The 18,960-nt window shown below is 67.5% G+C and carries 16 protein-coding genes; 6 read left to right on the top strand and 10 right to left on the bottom strand.

All coding sequences use genetic code 11. From position 1 onward, the window contains the following. Positions 1-110 precede the first annotated feature (110 nt). The 3 genes from FHG66_RS17235 to FHG66_RS17225 are packed head-to-tail and all read right to left on the bottom strand — an operon-like array spanning position 111 to position 2,504. Positions 111-458 (bottom strand): hypothetical protein, encoded by a 348-nt coding sequence (locus FHG66_RS17235; protein ID WP_139078288.1) that lies wholly within the window; start codon positions 456-458, stop codon positions 111-113. Then, complete coding sequence (locus FHG66_RS17230) at positions 458-991, bottom strand: DUF6497 family protein (RefSeq protein ID WP_139078287.1); 534 nt, start codon at positions 989-991, stop codon at positions 458-460. Before FHG66_RS17230 ends, FHG66_RS17235 begins: the two co-directional genes overlap by 1 nt. Then, positions 972-2,504 (bottom strand): acyl-CoA carboxylase subunit beta, encoded by a 1,533-nt coding sequence (locus FHG66_RS17225; protein WP_139078286.1) that lies wholly within the window; start codon positions 2,502-2,504, stop codon positions 972-974. Before FHG66_RS17225 ends, FHG66_RS17230 begins: the two co-directional genes overlap by 20 nt. A 139-nt stretch (positions 2,505-2,643) precedes the next feature. On the opposite strand from FHG66_RS17225, the gene FHG66_RS17220 reads away from it, so the two are divergent. After that, a complete protein-coding gene (locus FHG66_RS17220) occupies positions 2,644-2,997 on the top strand; it encodes a DMT family protein (protein ID WP_139078285.1) in 354 nt (117 codons plus the stop codon). A 1-nt stretch (position 2,998) separates the two neighbouring features. Continuing rightward, complete coding sequence (locus tag FHG66_RS17215) at positions 2,999-4,204, top strand: multidrug effflux MFS transporter (RefSeq protein WP_139078284.1); 1,206 nt, start codon at positions 2,999-3,001, stop codon at positions 4,202-4,204. On the opposite strand, the gene FHG66_RS17210 is transcribed toward FHG66_RS17215, so the two are convergent. The 6 genes from FHG66_RS17210 to glf form a co-directional block, all read right to left on the bottom strand. Continuing rightward, positions 4,201-4,878 carry a thermonuclease family protein gene (locus tag FHG66_RS17210; RefSeq protein WP_139078283.1) on the bottom strand — a complete coding sequence of 226 codons (678 nt, stop codon included), beginning with the start codon at positions 4,876-4,878 and terminating at the stop codon, positions 4,201-4,203. The genes FHG66_RS17215 and FHG66_RS17210 overlap by 4 nt on opposite strands. Positions 4,879-4,997: 119 nt before the next feature. Then, positions 4,998-6,551: an alpha/beta hydrolase gene (locus FHG66_RS17205; protein WP_246082663.1), complete on the bottom strand. Its 1,554-nt coding sequence runs from the start codon at positions 6,549-6,551 to the stop codon at positions 4,998-5,000. 110 nt (positions 6,552-6,661) lie between these two features. Next, positions 6,662-7,456: an SDR family NAD(P)-dependent oxidoreductase gene (locus FHG66_RS17200; protein WP_139078282.1), complete on the bottom strand. Its 795-nt coding sequence runs from the start codon at positions 7,454-7,456 to the stop codon at positions 6,662-6,664. Then, a complete protein-coding gene (locus FHG66_RS17195; protein ID WP_139078281.1) occupies positions 7,449-8,726 on the bottom strand; it encodes a zinc-dependent alcohol dehydrogenase in 1,278 nt (425 codons plus the stop codon). The genes FHG66_RS17200 and FHG66_RS17195 overlap by 8 nt, the downstream gene beginning before the upstream one ends. A gap of 10 nt (positions 8,727-8,736) precedes the next feature. After that, entirely contained in the window at positions 8,737-9,471 is a 735-nt protein-coding gene (locus FHG66_RS17190) for an SRPBCC family protein (protein ID WP_218013895.1), read from the bottom strand. A gap of 416 nt (positions 9,472-9,887) precedes the next feature. Further along, positions 9,888-12,227 (bottom strand): UDP-galactopyranose mutase, encoded by a 2,340-nt coding sequence (gene glf / locus FHG66_RS17185; protein ID WP_218013894.1) that lies wholly within the window; start codon positions 12,225-12,227, stop codon positions 9,888-9,890. Between the two features lie 273 nt (positions 12,228-12,500). Between glf and FHG66_RS17180 the strand changes: the two genes are divergently transcribed. The 4 genes from FHG66_RS17180 to thpR all read left to right on the top strand — a co-directional run bounded on the left by FHG66_RS17180 (position 12,501) and on the right by thpR (position 18,492). Continuing rightward, positions 12,501-15,740, top strand: a complete 3,240-nt coding sequence (locus FHG66_RS17180; protein ID WP_246082662.1) for a DEAD/DEAH box helicase — start codon at positions 12,501-12,503, stop codon at positions 15,738-15,740. A gap of 182 nt (positions 15,741-15,922) precedes the next feature. Further along, positions 15,923-16,576, top strand: coding sequence for a protein-L-isoaspartate(D-aspartate) O-methyltransferase (locus FHG66_RS17175; protein ID WP_218013893.1), 654 nt, complete (start codon positions 15,923-15,925; stop codon positions 16,574-16,576). Then, a complete protein-coding gene (locus FHG66_RS17170) occupies positions 16,573-17,910 on the top strand; it encodes an erythromycin esterase family protein (RefSeq protein WP_246082661.1) in 1,338 nt (445 codons plus the stop codon). The genes FHG66_RS17175 and FHG66_RS17170 overlap by 4 nt, the downstream gene beginning before the upstream one ends. Before the next feature lie 42 nt (positions 17,911-17,952). After that, on the top strand, positions 17,953-18,492 hold the full coding sequence (gene thpR / locus FHG66_RS17165) for an RNA 2',3'-cyclic phosphodiesterase (protein ID WP_139078279.1): 540 nt from the start codon (positions 17,953-17,955) through the stop codon (positions 18,490-18,492). A gap of 3 nt (positions 18,493-18,495) precedes the next feature. Here the strand turns inward: thpR and FHG66_RS17160 are convergent. Continuing rightward, positions 18,496-18,960 (bottom strand): NAD-dependent epimerase/dehydratase family protein (locus tag FHG66_RS17160; RefSeq protein WP_139078278.1); only part of this gene is annotated, 465 nt, incomplete at its 5' end.

Genomic DNA, 18,960 nt, shown 5'->3' with positions numbered 1-18,960 from the left:
GTCCGGACAGCCGGCCGGCCCTCGATCCCGTTGTGCCCGGAAGTGAGGCCCGGAGGCACGGGCAGGCAGCCCTGCCCTTTCGCCCGTCCGTCGCCTCCGGGGCCCCTCGGTCATTCCTCGAACACCTCGGGGAACGACGCGCGCGCGCGATTTACGTCGATGCGCAGCAGCGCCTCATAGCTTTCAGGGTCGAAGGGTTCTTCGGCCGGCACGACCTCGCGGCCGAAGAACCAGGACAGCCGGCCGGCGTCGAGGTTCCCGCGCACGAAGGGCTCTTCCCCGAACTGCTGCCATAAGGCCGCCATGAAGGCCTCGTCGGCCGCGCGATCAAGAGCCCTGCGATCGCGGTAGCGCTCGCGGGAGACGAGCTTGGTCGCACCCTCCTTGGCGGCGCGGCGGATGGTGAACTGGAGGTCGGTGCCTGACAGGCGGCTCGGGAAACCCCGGTGCTTTTCCATCAGAAGGCTTGCGGGACGCAGGTCCCGCCCTCGATCCGGAAGCCCTCGAAGAACTGGACCGCCTCGGGGGCGGGGGCACCGAACTCCACCTGTCGGTCCGACAAGGCAATGACCACCTCGCTCGCAGTCCAGCCATTCGCCGCCAAGGCTGGAAGGGCCAGCGACTCGCAAAGCCAGGCAAAGTCCTGCGCGACGGCCTCGTAATCCGCGCCGCCTTCCCCAAGGCCAGGCACGACGAGCCGGAATCGCGCCAGCCCTCCGCTGGACGCACCGGCGGCTGAGACTTCGGTCTTCCGGTCCGGCGCCCGGTCGAGAGCGCCATCGTCTGTCGGTTCTTCCTCGGGCAGCGCCTCGGGGTCGGTAAAGGCGTCAGGCGCCATCGCGCCCTCGGCCGCCTCCAGCACCACGTCGTACAGCATGGCCGAGTGACCCGATGGGAGTTGCACCTCCTGCGCAGCAAGGGGCCCGCCGATCCCCAGGGCCATGGCGAGCCATCCGGCGCGGGCAGGCCAGTCAGAGCGGGATGTTGTCATGTTTCTTCCAGGGGTTCTCGAGCTTCTTGTTCCTCAGCATGGCAAAGGCACGTGCCACGCGGCGGCGGGTGGAGCGGGGCTGGATCACCTCGTCGATGAAGCCGCGCTCGGCGGCGACGAAGGGATTGGCGAAACGGTCCTCGTAGTCGCGGGTGCGCTGGGCCAGGGCCTCGGGGTCACCCCGCTCGGCCCGATAAAGGATCTCGACGGCGCCTTTCGCGCCCATTACCGCGATCTCGGCGGTGGGCCAGGCGTAGTTGACGTCGCCGCGAAGGTGCTTGGACGCCATCACGTCATAGGCGCCGCCATAGGCTTTGCGTGTAATGACGGTGACCTTGGGAACCGTCGCCTCGGCATAGGCGAACAGCAGCTTGGCCCCGTGCTTGATGATGCCGTTGTATTCCTGAGCCGTGCCCGGAAGGAATCCGGGGACGTCCACCAGCGTCAGAATCGGGATCTCGAAGGCGTCGCAGAAGCGCACGAAGCGCGCGGCCTTCCGCGAGGCATCGATGTCGAGGCAACCCGCGAGATGCAGGGGCTGGTTGGCCACGACACCTACGGTCGAGCCTTCCAACCGGATGAAACCCGTCAGGATGTTCTTGGCGAAGTCGGCCTGGATCTCATAAAGATCGCCCTCGTCCGCGACCTTCTGGATCAGTTCCCTCATATCGTAGGGGGTGTTTGCGTTGTCGGGGATGAGCGTGTCGAGGCTGGGCTCCACCCGCGCAGGATCGTCGAAGAAGGGGCGCGTGGGGACGCCCGAGCGGTTCGACAGCGGCAGGAAGTCGATCAGCCGCCGCGCCTCGATGATGGTCTCGACGTCGTTCTCGAAGGCGGCATCGGCGACAGAGGACCGGCGGGTGTGCGTGACCGCGCCCCCCAACTCCTCGGCGGTGACGACCTCGTTGGTGACGGTCCTGACCACCTCGGGTCCGGTGACGAACATGTAGGACGTGTCCTTCACCATGAGGATGAAGTCCGTCATCGCGGGGGAATAGACTGCCCCGCCGGCGCAGGGTCCCATGATCAGGCTGATCTGCGGAATGACGCCCGAGGCCAGGACATTGCGCTGGAACACCTCGGCGTAGCCAGCCAGGGAAGACACGCCTTCCTGGATGCGCGCCCCGCCCGAGTCGTTGATGCCCACCACCGGAGCGCCGTTGCGCAATGCCATGTCCATGATCTTGCAGATCTTCTGGGCATGCGTTTCCGACAGGGAGCCCCCAAAGACGGTGAAGTCCTGGGAGAAGACATAGACCAGGCGACCGTTGACCGTGCCCCAGCCCGTCACCACGCCGTCGCCGGCAGGGCGGTCCCGCTCCATCCCGAACTCGGTGGCGCGGTGGGTGACGAACATGTCGAACTCCTCGAAGGAGCCCTCGTCGAGCAGAAGCTCGATCCGCTCGCGGGCGGTGAGCTTGCCCCGCGCGTGCTGCGCCTGGATGCGCGCCTCGCCCCCGCCCAGCCGGGCGGCCTGCCGCCGGGCCTCGAGCTCGTGCAGGATGTCGTTCACGCTTTCCTCCCTCATGCCGCGGTACGCGCGACGTGGCATCACGAAAGCCTAGATCAGGGCCGTTGCCAATCCCCCTGGCCGTCTGGTTGCGCTAACCGCCCGCTTGGGCCAGAGCAGGAAGGCCCTCCGGAGTCTTTCCATGCCCGCTCTACCCATTCCGCTCACCACCATCGGCCTGCTGCTCGCCTCCAACATCTTCATGACCTTCGCGTGGTACGGGCACCTCAAGCACAAGGGGGCGTCCCTCCTCCTCGTGATCATGGTGTCTTGGGGCATCGCCTTCTTCGAGTACTGCCTGCAGGTTCCAGCGAACCGGATCGGTTCGACCGTGTTCTCAGCCGCGCAACTCAAGACCATTCAGGAAGTTCTGACGTTGTCGGTCTTTGCCGTGTTCTCGGTGACGTACCTCAAGGAGCCGCTGACCTGGAACCATCTCGTGGGCTTCGGCTTCATCGCTTTGGGCGCCTTCTTCATCTTTCACAAATGGAGCTGACATGGCCACGCACGCCGCCGTGCGGTTCCTGGACCGCACCACCCCGCCTCACATCGCCACGCTGATCCTCGCCTCGGGGATCGCTTCGCTGAACGTGTCGGTGTTCCTGCCGTCGCTGGCGCGGATGGCAGACCATTTCGGCGCGAGCTACGCCGTGATGCAGCTGGCGGTGTCAGGCTATCTCGCGATGACGGCCGTGCTCCAGATCGCCATGGGGTCGGTCGCGGACACCCTGGGCCGCCGGCCCGTCATGATCGGAGCGATGGCTCTGTTCATCCTGGCGACGCTGGGGGCCCTGTTCGCGCCCACGGCCGGGGTCTTTCTTGCCTTCCGCATGGCGCAGGCGGTCGTGATCACCGGGATCGTGCTGTCCCGCGCCGTGGTCCGCGACACGGTGGGCGCCACTGAGGCCGCTTCCCGGATCGGCTACATCACCATGGGCATGGCGCTCATTCCCATGGTCGGCCCGATGATCGGCGGTGCTCTCGACGAAAGCTTTGGCTGGCAAGCGTCCTTCGTGCTCCTGGCGGTCGGCGGAACGCTGGTGCTGATGCTTGTCGTCGCCGACCAGGGCGAGACGGCGCAGGCGCGGGGCGATGGGCTCGCGGCGCAGCTTGCGCATTATCCGGCCTTGCTGGGATCGCGACGGTTCTGGGGCTATTCGCTCTGCGCCGCCTTCGCTTCGGGGGCCTTCTTCGCGCTGCTGGGCGGCGCGTCCTTCGTTTCCGGAGAGATCTTCGGACTGTCGCCGGTCTGGACCGGGATCGCCCTGGGCTCGCCCGCCATCGGCTACACCTTGGGCAACTTCTTGTCCGGTCGCTTTTCGGTCCGCGTGGGCATCGACCGCATGGCGGCCTGGGGCTGCGTGGTGGCGACGCTGGGCCTTGTGGCGTCGCTCGTGCTGACGGTGTCGGGCCCGGATAACCCCTGGGTTTTCTTCGGCTTCTGCACGGCCCTGGGTCTGGGCAACGGCATGACCCTGCCCAACGCCATGGCGGGATCGATCTCGGTCCGCCCGGACCTTGCCGGAACGGCGAGCGGCCTGTCCGGCGCGATCATGACAGCCGGAGGGGCCGCGCTGTCGGTCCTGGCCGGAGCGATGCTGAGCCGGGAGTCGGGGGCTTGGCCGCTCCAGGCGCTGATGGCCGGATCGGCGGCGCTGGCGGGGGTGTCTCTCCTGCTGGTCCGGGGCACGCAGGACGGCTAACGCGCCGCCCGCCATCCCGCGGCCTGGGCCTCCTCCTCCGAGCAGAACCAACGTTCGCCTGCAGACTCGTCGATGCGGGTGGCTGCGTAGCTGCGACCGCCGGGCCTATGGTAGATGCGGTCCGTTCCGGAGATGTTACCCTTGATCTGGCATCCTCCCGCTGAATCCACCACCGCGACATCCGTCACAACGAGGGTCGGACCCCGGCGGTAGTCCTGGGGTATCTGGAACTCGCCCCGCCACACGCCGACCCTGGCGCCCTGTGCCGATGCTTCCTGCGGAAGGTAGTCGTCGGAATAGTCACGATAGGCCAGCGCCATTCCGCCCGAGACGAGCGTCGCCCCTAGGTCGATGCCATTGACCTCGCAGCGCGCGACCGTTCGCCCGTACCGGTCGATGTCGAGCCGTTCGCAACCGGCGGTGCGGCCCTCCCAGCGGGCCTCGGCCTGCTCGACGGACCAGGCACCGCAGGGCCACTCCTGACCATCGGCATCGAGACAGGTCTGATCGCTTTCAGGCGCATCGACGCCATGGAGCCGGACCCGGATCTCGCCCACATCGAAGGTATCCGCATCGATGACATGAACCCTCCCCGACAAGTCGGGGGCGTCCTCGACCGACAGGCCCAGGACAGCGGACAGGAGCAACGCCAACAGCAGGGAACGGTGGACCATGCCGCTTTATGTGGAGGAAGATCGGCGTGGATCAACGGAAAGATTACCAAACGATGAACGCCCGGAAAGCCATCGGCTCCCGGGCGTTCAGCCTGCGTTTCAGAACCGCTGGCCGACCGTCACTGGTCGGTCGCGCTATCCTCGGCTGCGGGCTCGGTCGCGCCTTCCAACTGGGTGGCCGCGCCGTCGTCCGCCGTCGTGGCGGCACCATCGGTGGCCGTGGCTTCCACGTCGGTCACCTCATCGGAGGAGGCGTCGGCCGTGGCAGGCTGGGCGGCGTCACTTCCGAAGGCGGCGCGAAGGTCGGTCGTGGCCAAGTCCACGGCCTCCTTGGCCTCGGGCACCACGGCTCCCATGCCGAAGAACTCGTGGGTGACGCCGGGATAGGTCATCTGGTTGACCTCCACCCCGGCCTCCTCGAGGAGCGAGCCGAGCGCCACACCTTCGGTCGTGAGCGGGTCGATCTCGGCGTTGATGATGGTGGCCGGCGGCAGCCCCGCAAGGTCGTCTCGGCCCACGAGGTTGATGCGCGGGTCGGCGGTCTGGGACTGGTCGGCGAAGACGTTCTCGACGAACCACATCATGGCAGCGCGGCTGAGCGGCTTCGCCTCGGCATAGGACTGGTAGGAGGCCGTCTCCATGTCGTTGCCGGCGATGGGATAGACCAGCAGCATGTGGTCGGGCTGCGTGAGTTGCGCATCGCGCGCGTTGATAGCGACGTTGATGGCCAAGTTGCCGCCCGCGCTCTCGCCCGCGACCGCGAGGCGCTCACTGTCGGCGTTGAGCGAGCCCGAGTTCTCTATGATCCAGGCATAGGCCGCGTTGGCATCCTCGTGCTGGGCCGGGAACTGCGCCTCGGGGGCGTGGCGGTATTCGACCGAGACGACCACCGCGCCGGCGCCAGCCGACAGGGCGCGGGCCGAGGCGTCATAGGTGTCGATGTCGGCGATCACCCAGCCGCCGCCGTGGAAGTAGACGATCAGCGGGAACGGTCCCTCGCCTTCGGGCGTGTAGACGCGAAGCGGCTGCTCCGAGCCGTCGGCGGCAGGATAGGTGATGTCGCGCGTCGCAATCGCCGCGAGTTCGGCGGGCATCTCGATGCCTTGCTCCTCCATCACGGCCATCACGGCGTCAGCCGGCGAGGGCTGCGTGCGTGCCTCCTCGACCGACAGCTCGTCGATGGGGCGCGCGCCAAGCTCGGCGTGCTTGTCGAGGACGGCGGCCATCTGCTCGCTCGGCTCGGCCGGGATGTCGCCCGCAGCGGTCTGGGTGTCCTGGGTGCCCGCCGTGTCGGTAGCGGCATCTTCGCCGGCGGCCGCGGCGTCATCCTGGGCGACCGTCGTGTCGCCGGCAGCGGTGTCCGGCGCTGCCGTGCCTTGGGCGGTCTCGGTCTGGGTGCCGTCGGCAGGCTCGACAGCGGTGCCCTCCTCGGCGGTCATGGTGCCGCTCTCGGTCGCCGCTCCGGTCGTGGCGTCAGCGGCCGCGGCATCGCCTTGGGCCGCCGTGCCCTCCTGGGCCATCGTGGTGTCATTGGTCGCCGCCGGATCGGCCGCAGCGTCGGGGGCCGCCGCTCCGCCAGCGGTGGCGTCCTGAGCCAGCAGGGCGATGGGCGAAACGGAAAGAGCGGCCGCGAGCGCCGCGCTCGCGGTCGTCGTCTTCAACAGGGATTGCATGGAAAGTCCTTTCGGAATCCGGTGCGGATACAAGCGGACAACAAAAAGGCGGTGGCCGGGTTCCGACCACCGCCTCCTCACGAGTCCGTCAACACTCCGCTCGTGCGGGCTTAGCTCGCCTTTTCCTTGTCGTCGTCCGGCTCGGACAACCAGCGGTTCATGCGGGCCAGCATCGGTTCGGGCAGGACGCCCGCGAAGGTGGTGATGAGCTTGTTCATCAGGCCGGGCGTCATGCCCGCCTTGCCCGCCTTCATCGCCTCGTAGCCCAGGCGCGCCGTGTGATCCGGCGTGTCCTTGAGGGAGGTCTCGCCCATGGGCGTGTTCTCCATGTCGCCGCGCTTGAACACTTCGGTGTGTACAGGGCCCGGCATCAGGCAGGTGACCGTGACGCCGTGCTCCCGCATCTCGTCGTTCAAGGCGAAGCTGAGGGAATCGAGGTAAGCCTTGCTGGCATTGTAGACGGCCTGGTAGCTGCCCGGCATGAACCCGGCGATGGAGCCGGTGACGAGCACCCGCCCCTCGCCCCGCGCCTGCATCCGCGGCAAGGCGCGATGAAGGAGCAACGTCGTCCCCTCGATGTTGAGGCCGATCATCTCGCGGATGCGCGGCCACTCCTGGTCCACGAAGGCATGGCCCAAGGTCAGCCCCGCATTCGCCATGAGGTAGTCCACCTCCCGCGCGCCAACCTGATGCCAAAGGGTCAGGACGCCTTCCTCGGTGGACAGGTCGGCCTGCACCACCTCGACCGAGCCGCCGTGCTCACGAAGCTCGCGGGCGGCGTCCTCGATCTCGGCCTCGTTGGCGCAGATGATGAGGTCGCAGCCATCCTCGGCGGCGCAGCGGGCCAGTTCGCGTCCGATGCCGGAGGACGCGCCCGTGACGATGGCGAGCTTGCGATCAGGCATGGGCCAGCGCTCCCTTGGTTTGTTCCGTGCGAACCTCGGCCCCGGTGGCCAGCGACGTCTCGGTCCGGGCGCGCCCGTCCTGTCGGCGGCCCTTTTCCCACTGAGGCTTCAGGACGACCTTGGTCCATTCGTTCTGGTTGTAGGCAAAGTTCTTGTACCCGGTCGTCGCGTCCTCGAGGGACATGATGTCCGAGATCAGGAAGGTGGTGTCGATCTCGCCGTTCTCGATGCGCTGCAGCAGTTCCTTCTGGTAGCGTTGGACATGGGTCTGACCGGTGCGCAGGGTCAGGCCTTTCTCCATCAGCGCTCCGGTGGGGAACTTGTCCGACATACCACCATAGACGCCGGGCACGGACACGCGACCGCCCTTGCGGACAGCGAGGATGGCTTGGCGCAGCGCGCCGATGCGATCGGCCCCGATGCCCACCTTCTGCTTGAGCGTGTCGATCGGGTTGAAGTTGGCGAAGCCATGGCTTTCCATGCCCACGGCGTCGATCACGGCGTCGGGCCCTTGCCCGCCCGTCATCTCCATGAGCGCCTCGAGGACGTTGGTCTGACCGAAGTCGATCACCTTGCAGCCAAGCTTGCGCGCAAGCTCCAGCCGATGCGGGTAATGGTCGATCACAATGACCTGCTCGGCGCCCATCACGCGGGCCGACTGCGCGGCAAAGAGGCCCACGGGCCCCGCGCCCCAGACGACGATGGTGTCGCCCTGCTCCACGGTGGCCTGATCCGCCGCCATCCATCCGGTCGAAAGGATGTCGGTCAGGAACAGCACTTTTTCATCCTCGAGGTGGTCGGGGATGACGAGAGGTCCGACATCCGAGAACGGTACGCGGACATACTCGGCCTGCCCGCCGGGATAGCCCCCGGTCATGTGCGAGTAACCGAAAAGGCCCGACATCGAATGGCCGTACAGCGTCTCAGAGGCGTCCTGCTTTTCGGCAGGGTTGGAGTTGTCGCAATGCGAGAACTCCGCGTTGCGACAATGGAAGCAGGCCCCGCAGGAGATGGTGAAGGGGATGGTCACCCGCTGCCCGACCTTGAGGGTCGAGGACGGCCCGACCTCGACGACCCGGCCCATGAACTCGTGACCCAGGATGTCGCCCTTGAGGACGCCCGGGATCACGCCGTCGAACAGGTGCAGGTCCGAGCCGCAGATTGCAGTCGAGGTGACCTCGATGATCGCGTCGCGAGGGTTGACGATCTGCGGATCGGGGTGGGTGTCCACGCGGACGTCGTGCTTGCCGTGATAGGTGAGTGCGCGCATGATGTCCTCCTCAGACGGTCGCGGTCTGGGCCAGGTCCGCCTGGACGGCCTGCTGGTTCTGCTGGAACTTGTCGGCCTTGTCGCGCCGGTTCGCGTTGGTCGCGACCTCGCCGGTCTCGATGAGCATCTTGAGCCGCTTGAGGTCGCGCCGGGCCTGAATCGACGGCTCGGCCTGGAACAGCTTGGCGATGGCCTGCCCTGCCAGGCCCATGGGCGGCTTGTAGGCGATGATGGCTTCCACCACCGTTCCGCGCCCGCCGAGGGCCTCGCGGAACAGCACCTTGCCCTCGGTCTGGATCTGGCTGTCCTCGGTGGACCGCCAGGCGATCTGCTCGCCGGGGCGGTCGTTCACGATCCGTGACTTGACCTGCACGGTCTGCCCCAGCGGCGCCCGGATGGTCCAGGTGGACAGGCCGGGCTCGATCTCGCGCGCGTCCTGGATGTTCTCCATGAAGCGCGGGAGGTTCGCAAAATCGCGCCAGAAGCTGTAGATCCGCTCGGCGGGGGCGTTGATCGTCACGCTGCGGCCCGTCACGGCATAATCACCGAAGCGGGCCTGCTTGGCCGTCCGGCCGGGCGCATCGTCGGTCAGGCGCGGGGTCTTGGCGTGACGCTCGGACTGGGACTGGGATGGGCCCAGGTAGGAATAGGCCGCAAGGCCCGCCAGGGCGCCGAGCCCTAGGGTCATTGCAGCGGCGACGACCTTGCGTTCGGTCATCGGCGCGGTCCGGTGGTCTTGGTCCATGTCGTCTCCTGCGATGAACGGGACGCCCGGGCGGGCCGCAATCGCGATCCGCCGACCGGGTCATGTCCCTTGGTCGGAGCTTGGGGTTCGGGGCGCTCAACGCGGAACGGCCCTCTTGGGTCCGGCGGGTCGGAACCGTCCGGTGCGCTCGGGAGACTAGGTCGCGATTCGCGCCTGGCCAGAGGCAGGCCGTCAGGCGGGTACGCCGCCGCTCGCGGTTGGGCGAGAACGGGATGGCCAGGGCGGATCGAGGACGATGCGGGGAAGTCGGAGAGCAGCCGACCTGCGCGAGCCGCACTGCCTACGAGAGAGCGAACCGTTCTCGTCCGATCCGACCATCGCAAAGACCGAACGCAAAACGGCCGAGCCCGAAAGCTCGGCCGTGTCAGTTCAGGTAGGACGCACGCCTCTTGGCGTCACTCGGCCGCCGTGGAGGCCGCGCCGGTTTGGACCGTCATCCGTTCGGCCAGTCGGCGGTAGGTCGCGAGAGCCTGCCCAACGACCTGGTCCATGTTGTAGTAGCGATAGGTGCCAAGCCGCCCGAGGAAGATCACGTCGTCCCGCTGCTGAGCCAGGGCCTCGTACTTCTTGAAGAGGATCTGGTTCTCGGGACGCGGGATCGGGTAGTACGGGTCGCCCACGGCGCTCGGATACTCGTAGGTGATCGAGGTCTGATCGTGCACCTGCCCGGTGAGGTACTTGTATTCGGTGATCCGGGTGTAGGGCACCTCTTCCGCCGGGTAGTTCACCACGGCGACCTCTTGGAACCGGCGCTGGTCCAGCGTCTCGTGACGGAACTGGAGGCTGCGGTAGGGCAGCGGCCCGAAGCGGTAGTCGAAGAAGTGATCGATGGGCCCGGTATAGACCGTGAGCGGCGCGAGGTCCGAGGGCTTCAGGTCGTGGTAGTCCGCCCCCAGCGCGAGGTCGATGTTCGGATGGTCGAGCATGCGCTCGAACATCCGGGTGAAGCCTTCCTTGGGCATCGCCTGGAACGTGTCGGTGAAGTACCGGTCGTCGAGCGAGGTGCGCGTCGGCACCCGTGACGTCACGGACTTGTCCAGTTCGGACGGGTCGAGGCCCCACTGCTTGCGCGTATAACCCTGGAAGAATGTCTCGTAGAGATGCGAGCCCACGGCGTTCACGACCACGTCGCGGGACGTCTCGATCTTCTCAACCGGCTCGGCCTGCGCCGCAAGGAACGCCGCGGCGTCCTCATCGGACTGGAGATTCAGGTTGTAAAGGCCGTTCAGCGTGGTCCGGTTGATCGGCATGGGCAGCAGCTTGCCATCCACCTGCGCCAGAACCCGATGCTCGTAGGGCCGCCAAGCCGTGAACCGGGACAGGTAATCAACGACCTGTTCGCTGTTCGTGTGGAAGATATGGGGACCGTACTGGTGGATCAGCACGCCCGCCTTGTCGTGAAGGTCGTAGGCATTGCCCGCGACGTGGGGCCGCTTGTCCACCACCAGAACCCGCTTACCGGACCCTTCGGCCAGACGCTCGGCCATGATCGCGCCGGCAAAGCCCGCGCCGGCGATCACGACGTCATAGGGCCTGGAGCCGCCACGACGGATGCCGGGGGCGGCAAAGCGGTCGGGGGCGCGACGCGACCGGCGCATCTGCACCGCCTCAGCCACCAGACGGTCCATGCGCTTGAAGGTGGAGTCCCAGCTCAGGTCGGCGAGCATTCGGTCCACCTCGGGACGCCAGGCCTGCGGTGCCTTGGACAAGGCCAAGGCCGCGTCACAGGCTTGGAGGAAGGCTTCGGGCGTGTCGGCGATCTTGACGCCTTCGAGGTTGCCGTAATGGCGCACCACGTCGCGGATGGGCGTGGATACCACGGGGCGGCCAGCCGCAAGGTATTCGGGCGTCTTGGTGGGCGAGATGAACCGCGTCGCCTCGTTGATGGCAAACGGCATCAGCGCGACGTCCCAGCTCGACAGGTAGGCCGGCAGCTCGGCATAGGACTTGCCGCCCGGATAGTGGATGTTCGGCCGGCGCGGCAGGTCTTCGGGCCCGATCTTGGACAGTGGCCCTACCATCACGATCTGCCAGTCGGGACGGGCCGCCGCCACATGGTCGATCAGGGTGAGGTCGATCCGTTCGTCGATGACGCCGTAGAAGCCGAAGCGTGGGCCGGGGATGCCGGCCATGTCGGCGGGGGTCGGCAGGCCCTTGCGTGCCTGGGCGAAATGGGCGCCGTCCACCGAGGACGGAAAGGGGTGGATGTTGTCGTGCTGGAGGCGCTTGGCCTCGTAGATGCTGTAGCCGCCGGTGAACACCACATCAGCCGCCTTGAGGAGCGCCGCCTCGCGCTCGCGCAGCTCGGGCGGAGCGAACTTGAAGTGCGACAGCTCGTCCATGCAGTCGTAGACGACCGCGTCGGCTGCAACATGGGCCCCGATGGGCCACATCATGGGCGTGTAGAACCACAGAACCGGCTTGGGCCCACCCTGGAGCGCCAGAAGGTCGTCCAGCATCCCGGCCTGAGCCTGCTCGGACTGCTGAGCCGACCAATCCCGCGGGATGCGAGGACGGATCGAGCGGACCTTGTCATCGGCAAAAACGTGGATCTCGTAGTAGGCCTTGTCGTGATCGGTGGGGATAGCTTCTTCCCAAAGGATCACCCGACGTCCTTTAGCGAACCGCTTCATCAGATGCTGTGGCCGTTGCAGCACGAAATCCCAGCGAAGATGAGAAAAGCAGATCAGGAGGCCGGCGTTCTCGTTCAAGGGAAAAGGGGTCGCGTCCGCCATCGTATCTCCTGTCTCGATTGTCCCAGTTCACAACCCATCCCCCGGCGAGCGCCGATTCTGCGTTCTTCTTGGGGTCGGTTGTCGTGCGCCCGTCGCCTAGGCGTGGCTGTCTAACGCTAACCGAGGGCACATTGGTTCCATCGACTGGACAGAAACCCCAATTCGCAGGGCCTGACCAAGCGGAAGTGACAGGAACCGTGCCGGTTGGAAGCCGTTGGAGGCCGACCGGAACGGGGCGCCTGATGCCCATTGGAACGATGATGAGGGACCTGATTGGCGGATGACTTTCCTCTCGGCCTGGAAGCCGCGCGCCTTCTCACGTTGCTTGAGGCATCCGACGGCCGCCCCCTGCTCCACATGACGACCGGGGAGCACAGGGCCGAGGAGATCGCGCGGTTCCTGGTCCAGGTCGCCCCATCGACGCGGGCTGTGGCCTTCCTGCCCTGGGACGTGCTGCCCTATGACTTCGCCTCCCCGTCGGCCACGGCGATGGGCCGGCGCATGGCCGTGCTGCGCCAGCTTGCAGAGCCCGAGGCCCCGTCCATCGTCGTCGCCACCCCTGCCTCACTGCTTCAGCGCGTGCCTCCTCCGGGAGCGGCGCGCGGTTTCCGGATGCAGGTGGGCGAGTCCCTGGACGAGGAAGCCTTGCGCCGCTTTTGTCTGGAGACGGGCTACCATGTCGACGAGCGGGTGGACGAACCGGGCGAGGTCGCGGTCCGCGGCGAGGTCATCGACATCTACCTCGCCGCCTCGGACTGGCCCTACCGGATCGAGGTCGCGGACACGATCACCGCCATCCGCCGCTATGACCCCGCGACCCAACTGTCCGTGGGCGACGTCGATGCCCTTGTCGTCGACGCGGCGTCGGAGTTGCCGGGGCTGTCGCAGGGTGACGAAGAGGAGGAGGACAAAGGCGTGGAGCATCGCCTGCCCGACGCCTATCCCAGCCTGTCATCGCTGTTCGATCACATGCCATCTGCCCGGCTGTCCTTCACCCCCGAGGCCGAGCGGGCGCGCAGGCAGGCGCTGTCGCTGATCGCGGAGGCCTATCGTGAACGATCAGCGCAGGACACCGCGGCCCGGCGCGCGCCCCCGCCCGAGCGGCTGTACCTTTCGGCGGAGGAGCGGGACCGTATCGCCAACCGCGAGAACGCCGGACTGATCGACGGCTCGGACGCCGCGGTCATTCCCCCTTTTGCGGAGAACCGGCGCGCCCGAGCCGTCATCGCAACCTTCCTGTCGGAGCAGGCCGAGGCCGGGCGGCGTGTGGTGGTCGCGGGGTTCGCCGGACGCGACCGGGATCGCCTCGCGAGGCGGCTTCGCGACGTGGCAGGAGAGACGCCCGAGCTTGTGGCTGACTGGCCCGCCGCCCTGGCCGCCGAGCCGGGCAAGCCCGTGGCATTGAAGACGGCGCTGGACGAAGGATTCGTCGATCGGCGCAGCGGCGTTGCGGTGATCGCCGCGCGCGACGTGCTGGGCAGCCGCGCCGGAACAGCGGGCCACGAAACCGTGGCGGCGCCCTGGACCCTTGAGGCGGCGGAGCTGCACGAAGGGGACATCGTGGTCCACATGGATCATGGGGTCGCCCGGCTCGATGGGCTGGAAGCCATCAGCACCGAAGGCTTGGACGGAGAAGCGATCCGCCTGGCCTATGCCGAGGATCAGGATCTTCTCGTGCCGGCGGGCGAAGCCGGAAAGATATGGCGCTATGGTTCGGACGAAGGCGAGGTGGCGTTGGACCGGCTGAACAGCGGAAGCTGGGACAAGCGCCGCACCAAGGTGTCCGAGGGCTTGGCCGAGACGGCTCGCGCCCTGATCCGCGCGGCGGAAGGGCGGCACGCGACTCAGGCTCCAAAGCTCGTTCCGGATGGCACCCTTTACGAACGGCTGGCCGCGCGCTTTCCCTTCGAGGAAACGCCCGATCAGGCGCGGGCCATCCGAGCGACGTTGGAGGATCTGGCTTCGGGCACGCCGATGAACCGGATCGTCATCGGCGACGTGGGCTTCGGCAAGACCGAGGTCGCGATGCGCGCCGCTGCCGCCTGCGCCTTCGCGGGCCGGCAAGTGGCGATCCTTGCCCCCACGACCGTGCTGGCCCGCCAACATTTCTCCAACGTCCAGCGCCGGTTCGACGGCCTGGGCCTGGAGATCGCGCACCTGTCCCGCCTCGTGGGCGCGACCGAGGCCAAGCGCGTCAAGGATGGCCTGGCGAACGGCTCCATCCACATCGTCGTGGGCACCCAGGCGATGCTGGGCAAGGGCGTCACGTTCGCGAACCTTGGGCTGATGGTGATCGACGAGGAGCAGCGGCTGGGCTTTGCGGACAAGGACAAGGCACGGGCGCTGGTAGGCGAGGCGCACCTGCTGACCATGACCGCCACCCCCATCCCTCGCACCCTGCAGTCGGCCCTGGTGGGACTTCAGGACCTGTCCGTCATCGCCACCCCGCCCGCCCGCCGCCGCCCGATCCGCACCCTTGTCGTGGAACAGGACTCCGAGACGCTGAAACAGGCCTTGCTGCGCGAACGGCGGCGCGGCGGGCAAAGCTTCGTCGTCGTACCCCGCGTGGAGGACATCGAGCCCATCTCGGCCATGCTGGGCCGCCTCCTGCCGCGCTTCCGTCTGCGCGTGGCCCATGGCCAGCTTCCCGCCAAGGAGATCGACGAGGTCATGGTGGGCTTTGCCGAAGGCGACGGGGACGTGCTGCTGGCCACCAGCATCATCGAGTCCGGCCTTGATGTGCCCCGCGCCAACACGATGGTCGTGCTCAGGCCCGACCTGTTCGGTCTCGCGCAGCTTCACCAGTTGCGCGGTCGGGTGGGACGCGGTGGCGTGCAGGCCTTCTGCTACCTGATGACCCAGGAAGGGCAGGAGCTTCCTCCGGCGACGATGAAGCGGCTGGGCACGCTCCAGGCGCTGGACCGGCTGGGCGCGGGCATGGCCATCAGCGCCCAGGACCTTGATCTGCGCGGCGGAGGCGAGCTGTTCGGGGACCGGCAGACCGGCCATGTGCGCCTGATCGGACTGGGCCTTTATCAGGATCTGCTTGGCGACGCGATCCGCGCCGCCAAGGGCGAGCCCATCCGTCACCGGGAGGTGGAGTTCCAGGCCGAGGCCACGGGCACCCTGCCCGCCGACTACATCCCCGAGCCCGAGGTGCGCATCAACCTCTACCACCGGCTCGCGCGCACGCAGGACGCAGGGGACGTGGACCGCATGACGGACGAGATCGCCGACCGCTTCGGCCCTCCCCCGCCCGCCGTGCGGGAACTGCTGCGCGCCGGGCAGATCCGGGCGCTGGCGCGGACTCTTGGCGTGACTCGGATCTCGGTCGGACCGGCCGCGATAGCGCTCGACTTCGAGGACGAGGCCGAAGAGCGGTTCGCGGAGGCCGTCACGGCTTCGGACCTTGCGCTGGAATGGATGAACGGACGCCTCGTGCTGCGGCACGAGAGCGGCACCGCCGAAGAGCGCATGGGTCTGGTGCTGGACCTGCTGGAAGAGCTGACCTGATCCGTCGGGCCGGAACCTCGCCCGCCGCTTGCGGTTCCTGTCCTGCCAGGGACGCGGAGGGCCTGTCATGTTCGACCTGTCCGACGGGATCGCCACCGTGAGCGGGCTCCCATCGGGCATCGGTCAGGCGTCCGTCCCCCGGGAGGCCATCGTTGTCGTTCTTGACCGGAGGCCCTGAGCGGATGGACTTCACGCTCGCCCGTGCCCTCATGGTGGACCAGCAGATTGCCCGGCGTGGCATCGGGGACCCTCGCCTGCTCCGGGCCATGGGGGAGGTCCCTCGCGAGGTGTTCGTCCCGCCGGCCGTCGCGGCGCGGGCCTACGCAGACGAGCCGCTTTCCATCGAAGAGGGGCAGACGATATCCCAACCCTACATCGTGGCTCGCATGATCGAGGCAGCGGCGGTCGGGCCCATGGACCGCGTACTGGAAGTGGGCGCGGGCTCCGGCTACGCCGCAGCGGTGCTGGGCCACCTGGCATCCCGCGTGATCGCGGTCGAGCGTCATCCGGCCTTGGCAGAAGCCGCGCGGGAGCGGCTGGAGCGTCTGGCTTTCGGGAATGTGGACATCCATCTGGCGGATGGCACGCTGGGCTGGCCCGGCGATGCGCCTTACGACGTCATTTTGGTTTCGGCGGGCGCCCCGGATGTGCCCGAGGCGCTGAAGGCGCAACTCGCCATGGGCGGACGGCTCGTGATCCCGGTGGATCGGGGCGACCGAACCCAAGACCTTGTCAGGATCACGCGCGTGGGCCCCTCGGACTACCATCGACTGACGCTTGAGCCCGTGCGCTTCGTTCCGCTGATCGGCGCGCAGGGATGGAAGGAGACGCCATGACCCCCACGAACGGCATGATGGCCACACAGGACCTGGCCCGGATGATTGCGGACGCGGCCCAGCCCTTGCCCGCTTTCGACGACCCGACTTTCGGACGTTTGTTCGACCGATACGCCGACCGGCGCGTGGTGCTCTTGGGTGAGGCAAGCCACGGAACCTCCGAGTTCTACCGCGCCCGCGCCGCCATCTCGCGCCACCTGATCGAGCACCACGGCTTCACCGCCGTCGCCGTCGAGGCCGACTGGCCCGACGCCGCCGTACTCGACCGCTATGTCCGCCACCGGCCCGGCCGCGACGGGACAGAGCCGCCGTTCCAGCGCTTTCCAAGCTGGATGTGGCGCAACACCGACGTGGCGGCCTTCATCGAATGGCTGCGCGCCTGGAACGCCGACAAGCCGCCCGAACGGCAGGCGGGCTTCTTCGGGCTCGACATGTACAACATGAGCGGCTCCATCGGCGCGGTCCTGAACTATCTCGACGAGGTGGACCCCGAGGCCGCAAGCGTCGCGCGGGAGCGCTACGGCTGCCTGCATCCCTGGCAGGAGGAGCCCGCCCGCTACGGCCGCGCCGTGCTGACCGAAGGCTACCGGCGCTGCGAGAAGGCGGTCACCCAGCAATGGCGCGACCTGCTGGAGAAGCGCCTGTCCTATGCGGCCGAGGATGGAGTAGGCTTCCTCGACGCGGAGCGGAACGCACGCCTCGTCGCCTCGGCCGAGCGGTACTACCGCATCATGTACTACGGCGACGAAGAGTCCTGGAACCTCCGCGACACCCATATGTTCGAGACGCTGCAAAGCATCCTCGACGCGCAAGGGCCGCAGTCCAAAGCCGTGGTCTGGGCCCACAACTCCCATATCGGGGACGCGCGGCACACCGACATGGGCCAGCGGCGCGGCGAGTTGAACATCGGCCAGCTTTGCCGCGAATGGTGGAAGGAAGAGGCCGCGCTGATCGGCTTCGGCACCCACACCGGCACTGTCGCCGCCGCGACCGACTGGGACGGCGACATGGAGGTGAAGCAGGTCCGCCCCTCACGGCCGGACAGCTACGAGCGGCTGTCCCACGACTCGGGCGTGCCGCGCTTCCTGCTCGATCTCCACCGCGACCCCGACCTGACGGCGGCCCTGGGAGAGCCCCGTCTGGAACGCTTCATCGGCGTGATCTACCGGCCCGAGTCGGAGTTGGCGAGCCACTACGCCCGCTGCACCCTGCCCCTTCAGTTCAACGGCTGGGTCTGGTTCGACGAAACGACCGCCGTGACCCCGCTCGGTCCCGAGCACCATGCGGAGCATGGCCCGGAGGGTGTGCCCGACACCTATCCGTTCGGCCTTTGACCGTCCTTGCCGTGCCAGCCACCAAACGCCAGATGAGGCCCCATGCGCGCCTTTGTTGCCATCGACATGCCCGATCCTGTCCGGACCGCCCTGGAGGATCTTCAGGACCATGTGCCTGTCGGCCGCCTGACGGACCCCGATCAGATGCACCTGACGCTTGCCTTTCTGGGCGAACAGCCAGACGACCTGATCCAGGCGGCGCACGAGGCGCTGACCGGCATCCGCTTCCCACCCTTCGAAATGCAATTGGCAGGCCTGGGCACCTTTGGGAACCGTGAGCCCACGGTGCTCTGGGCAGGGATCAAGGATCCGGCGCAGGTCAAGGCGCTCCATGACAAGGTGCTGCCGGCCCTGCATGGCGCGGGCCTGCCGCTCGAGCGGAAGCGGTTCCGGCCGCATGTCACGCTGGCACGCTTCGACCGGTCAGGTCCGGACGAGCACGAGAAACTCGCAAGGTTCCTGACGCGCTGGCAGAGCTTTCCTTGCCCGCCCTTCTTGGTGGACGGCTTCGGGCTCTGGCGATCCACGCTGCGCAAGGCGGGTGCGATCCATGACGAACTGGCGCGCTACTCGCTGGCTTGATGGTCAGCCGGCCTTGGCATCCTTGCGCTCCGACTGGGCCATCTCCTCGCGGAAGTGGTCGATGGTGCGCTGGAGGCCTTGACGCAGGTCGATGCTGGGCATCCATCCCAATTCGCTTTGGGCACGGGCGATATCGGGGCGGCGCTGGCGCGGGTCGTCGGGGGGCAAGGGCCGGTGCACGAGGGGGGACGCGGAGCCCGTCAGTTCACGCACCATCTCGGCCAGTGCCCGCACGGTAAACTCCCCGGGGTTGCCGAGGTTCACGGGCCCTTCCACAGCCGACGCCATGAGCCGCATCAGTCCCTCTACGAGGTCGTCGACATAACAGAAGGAGCGCGTCTGCTCGCCTTCGCCGTAAAGCGTCAGCGGTTCGCCCGCGAGCGCCTGGCGTACGAAGTTCGACACCACGCGCCCATCCTCGGGGCTCATGCGGGGGCCGTAGGTGTTGAAGATGCGGGCTATCCGCAC

Source organism: Rubellimicrobium rubrum (assembly GCF_006152115.1).
Taxonomy (GTDB): Bacteria; Pseudomonadota; Alphaproteobacteria; order Rhodobacterales; family Rhodobacteraceae; genus Rubellimicrobium; species Rubellimicrobium rubrum.
Note: the sequence above shows the minus strand (reverse complement) of the source record. Positions and strands in the feature narration are given on the sequence as shown.

What these genes read in the sequence shown, in the direction of transcription:
- FHG66_RS17230 (WP_139078287.1), bottom strand. Translation starts at nt 991, where the DNA reads ATGACAACATCCCGCTCTGACTGGCCTGCCCGCGCCGGATGGCTCGCC.
- glf (WP_218013894.1), bottom strand. Translation starts at nt 12,227, where the DNA reads ATGGCGGACGCGACCCCTTTTCCCTTGAACGAGAACGCCGGCCTCCTG.
- FHG66_RS17190 (WP_218013895.1), bottom strand. Translation starts at nt 9,471, where the DNA reads ATGGACCAAGACCACCGGACCGCGCCGATGACCGAACGCAAGGTCGTC.
- FHG66_RS17215 (WP_139078284.1), top strand. Translation starts at nt 2,999, where the DNA reads ATGGCCACGCACGCCGCCGTGCGGTTCCTGGACCGCACCACCCCGCCT.
- FHG66_RS17235 (WP_139078288.1), bottom strand. Translation starts at nt 458, where the DNA reads ATGGAAAAGCACCGGGGTTTCCCGAGCCGCCTGTCAGGCACCGACCTC.
- thpR (WP_139078279.1), top strand. Translation starts at nt 17,953, where the DNA reads ATGCGCGCCTTTGTTGCCATCGACATGCCCGATCCTGTCCGGACCGCC.
- FHG66_RS17170 (WP_246082661.1), top strand. Translation starts at nt 16,573, where the DNA reads ATGACCCCCACGAACGGCATGATGGCCACACAGGACCTGGCCCGGATG.
- FHG66_RS17205 (WP_246082663.1), bottom strand. Translation starts at nt 6,551, where the DNA reads ATGCAATCCCTGTTGAAGACGACGACCGCGAGCGCGGCGCTCGCGGCC.
- FHG66_RS17200 (WP_139078282.1), bottom strand. Translation starts at nt 7,456, where the DNA reads ATGCCTGATCGCAAGCTCGCCATCGTCACGGGCGCGTCCTCCGGCATC.
- FHG66_RS17220 (WP_139078285.1), top strand. Translation starts at nt 2,644, where the DNA reads ATGCCCGCTCTACCCATTCCGCTCACCACCATCGGCCTGCTGCTCGCC.
- FHG66_RS17210 (WP_139078283.1), bottom strand. Translation starts at nt 4,878, where the DNA reads ATGGTCCACCGTTCCCTGCTGTTGGCGTTGCTCCTGTCCGCTGTCCTG.
- FHG66_RS17195 (WP_139078281.1), bottom strand. Translation starts at nt 8,726, where the DNA reads ATGCGCGCACTCACCTATCACGGCAAGCACGACGTCCGCGTGGACACC.
- FHG66_RS17175 (WP_218013893.1), top strand. Translation starts at nt 15,923, where the DNA reads ATGGACTTCACGCTCGCCCGTGCCCTCATGGTGGACCAGCAGATTGCC.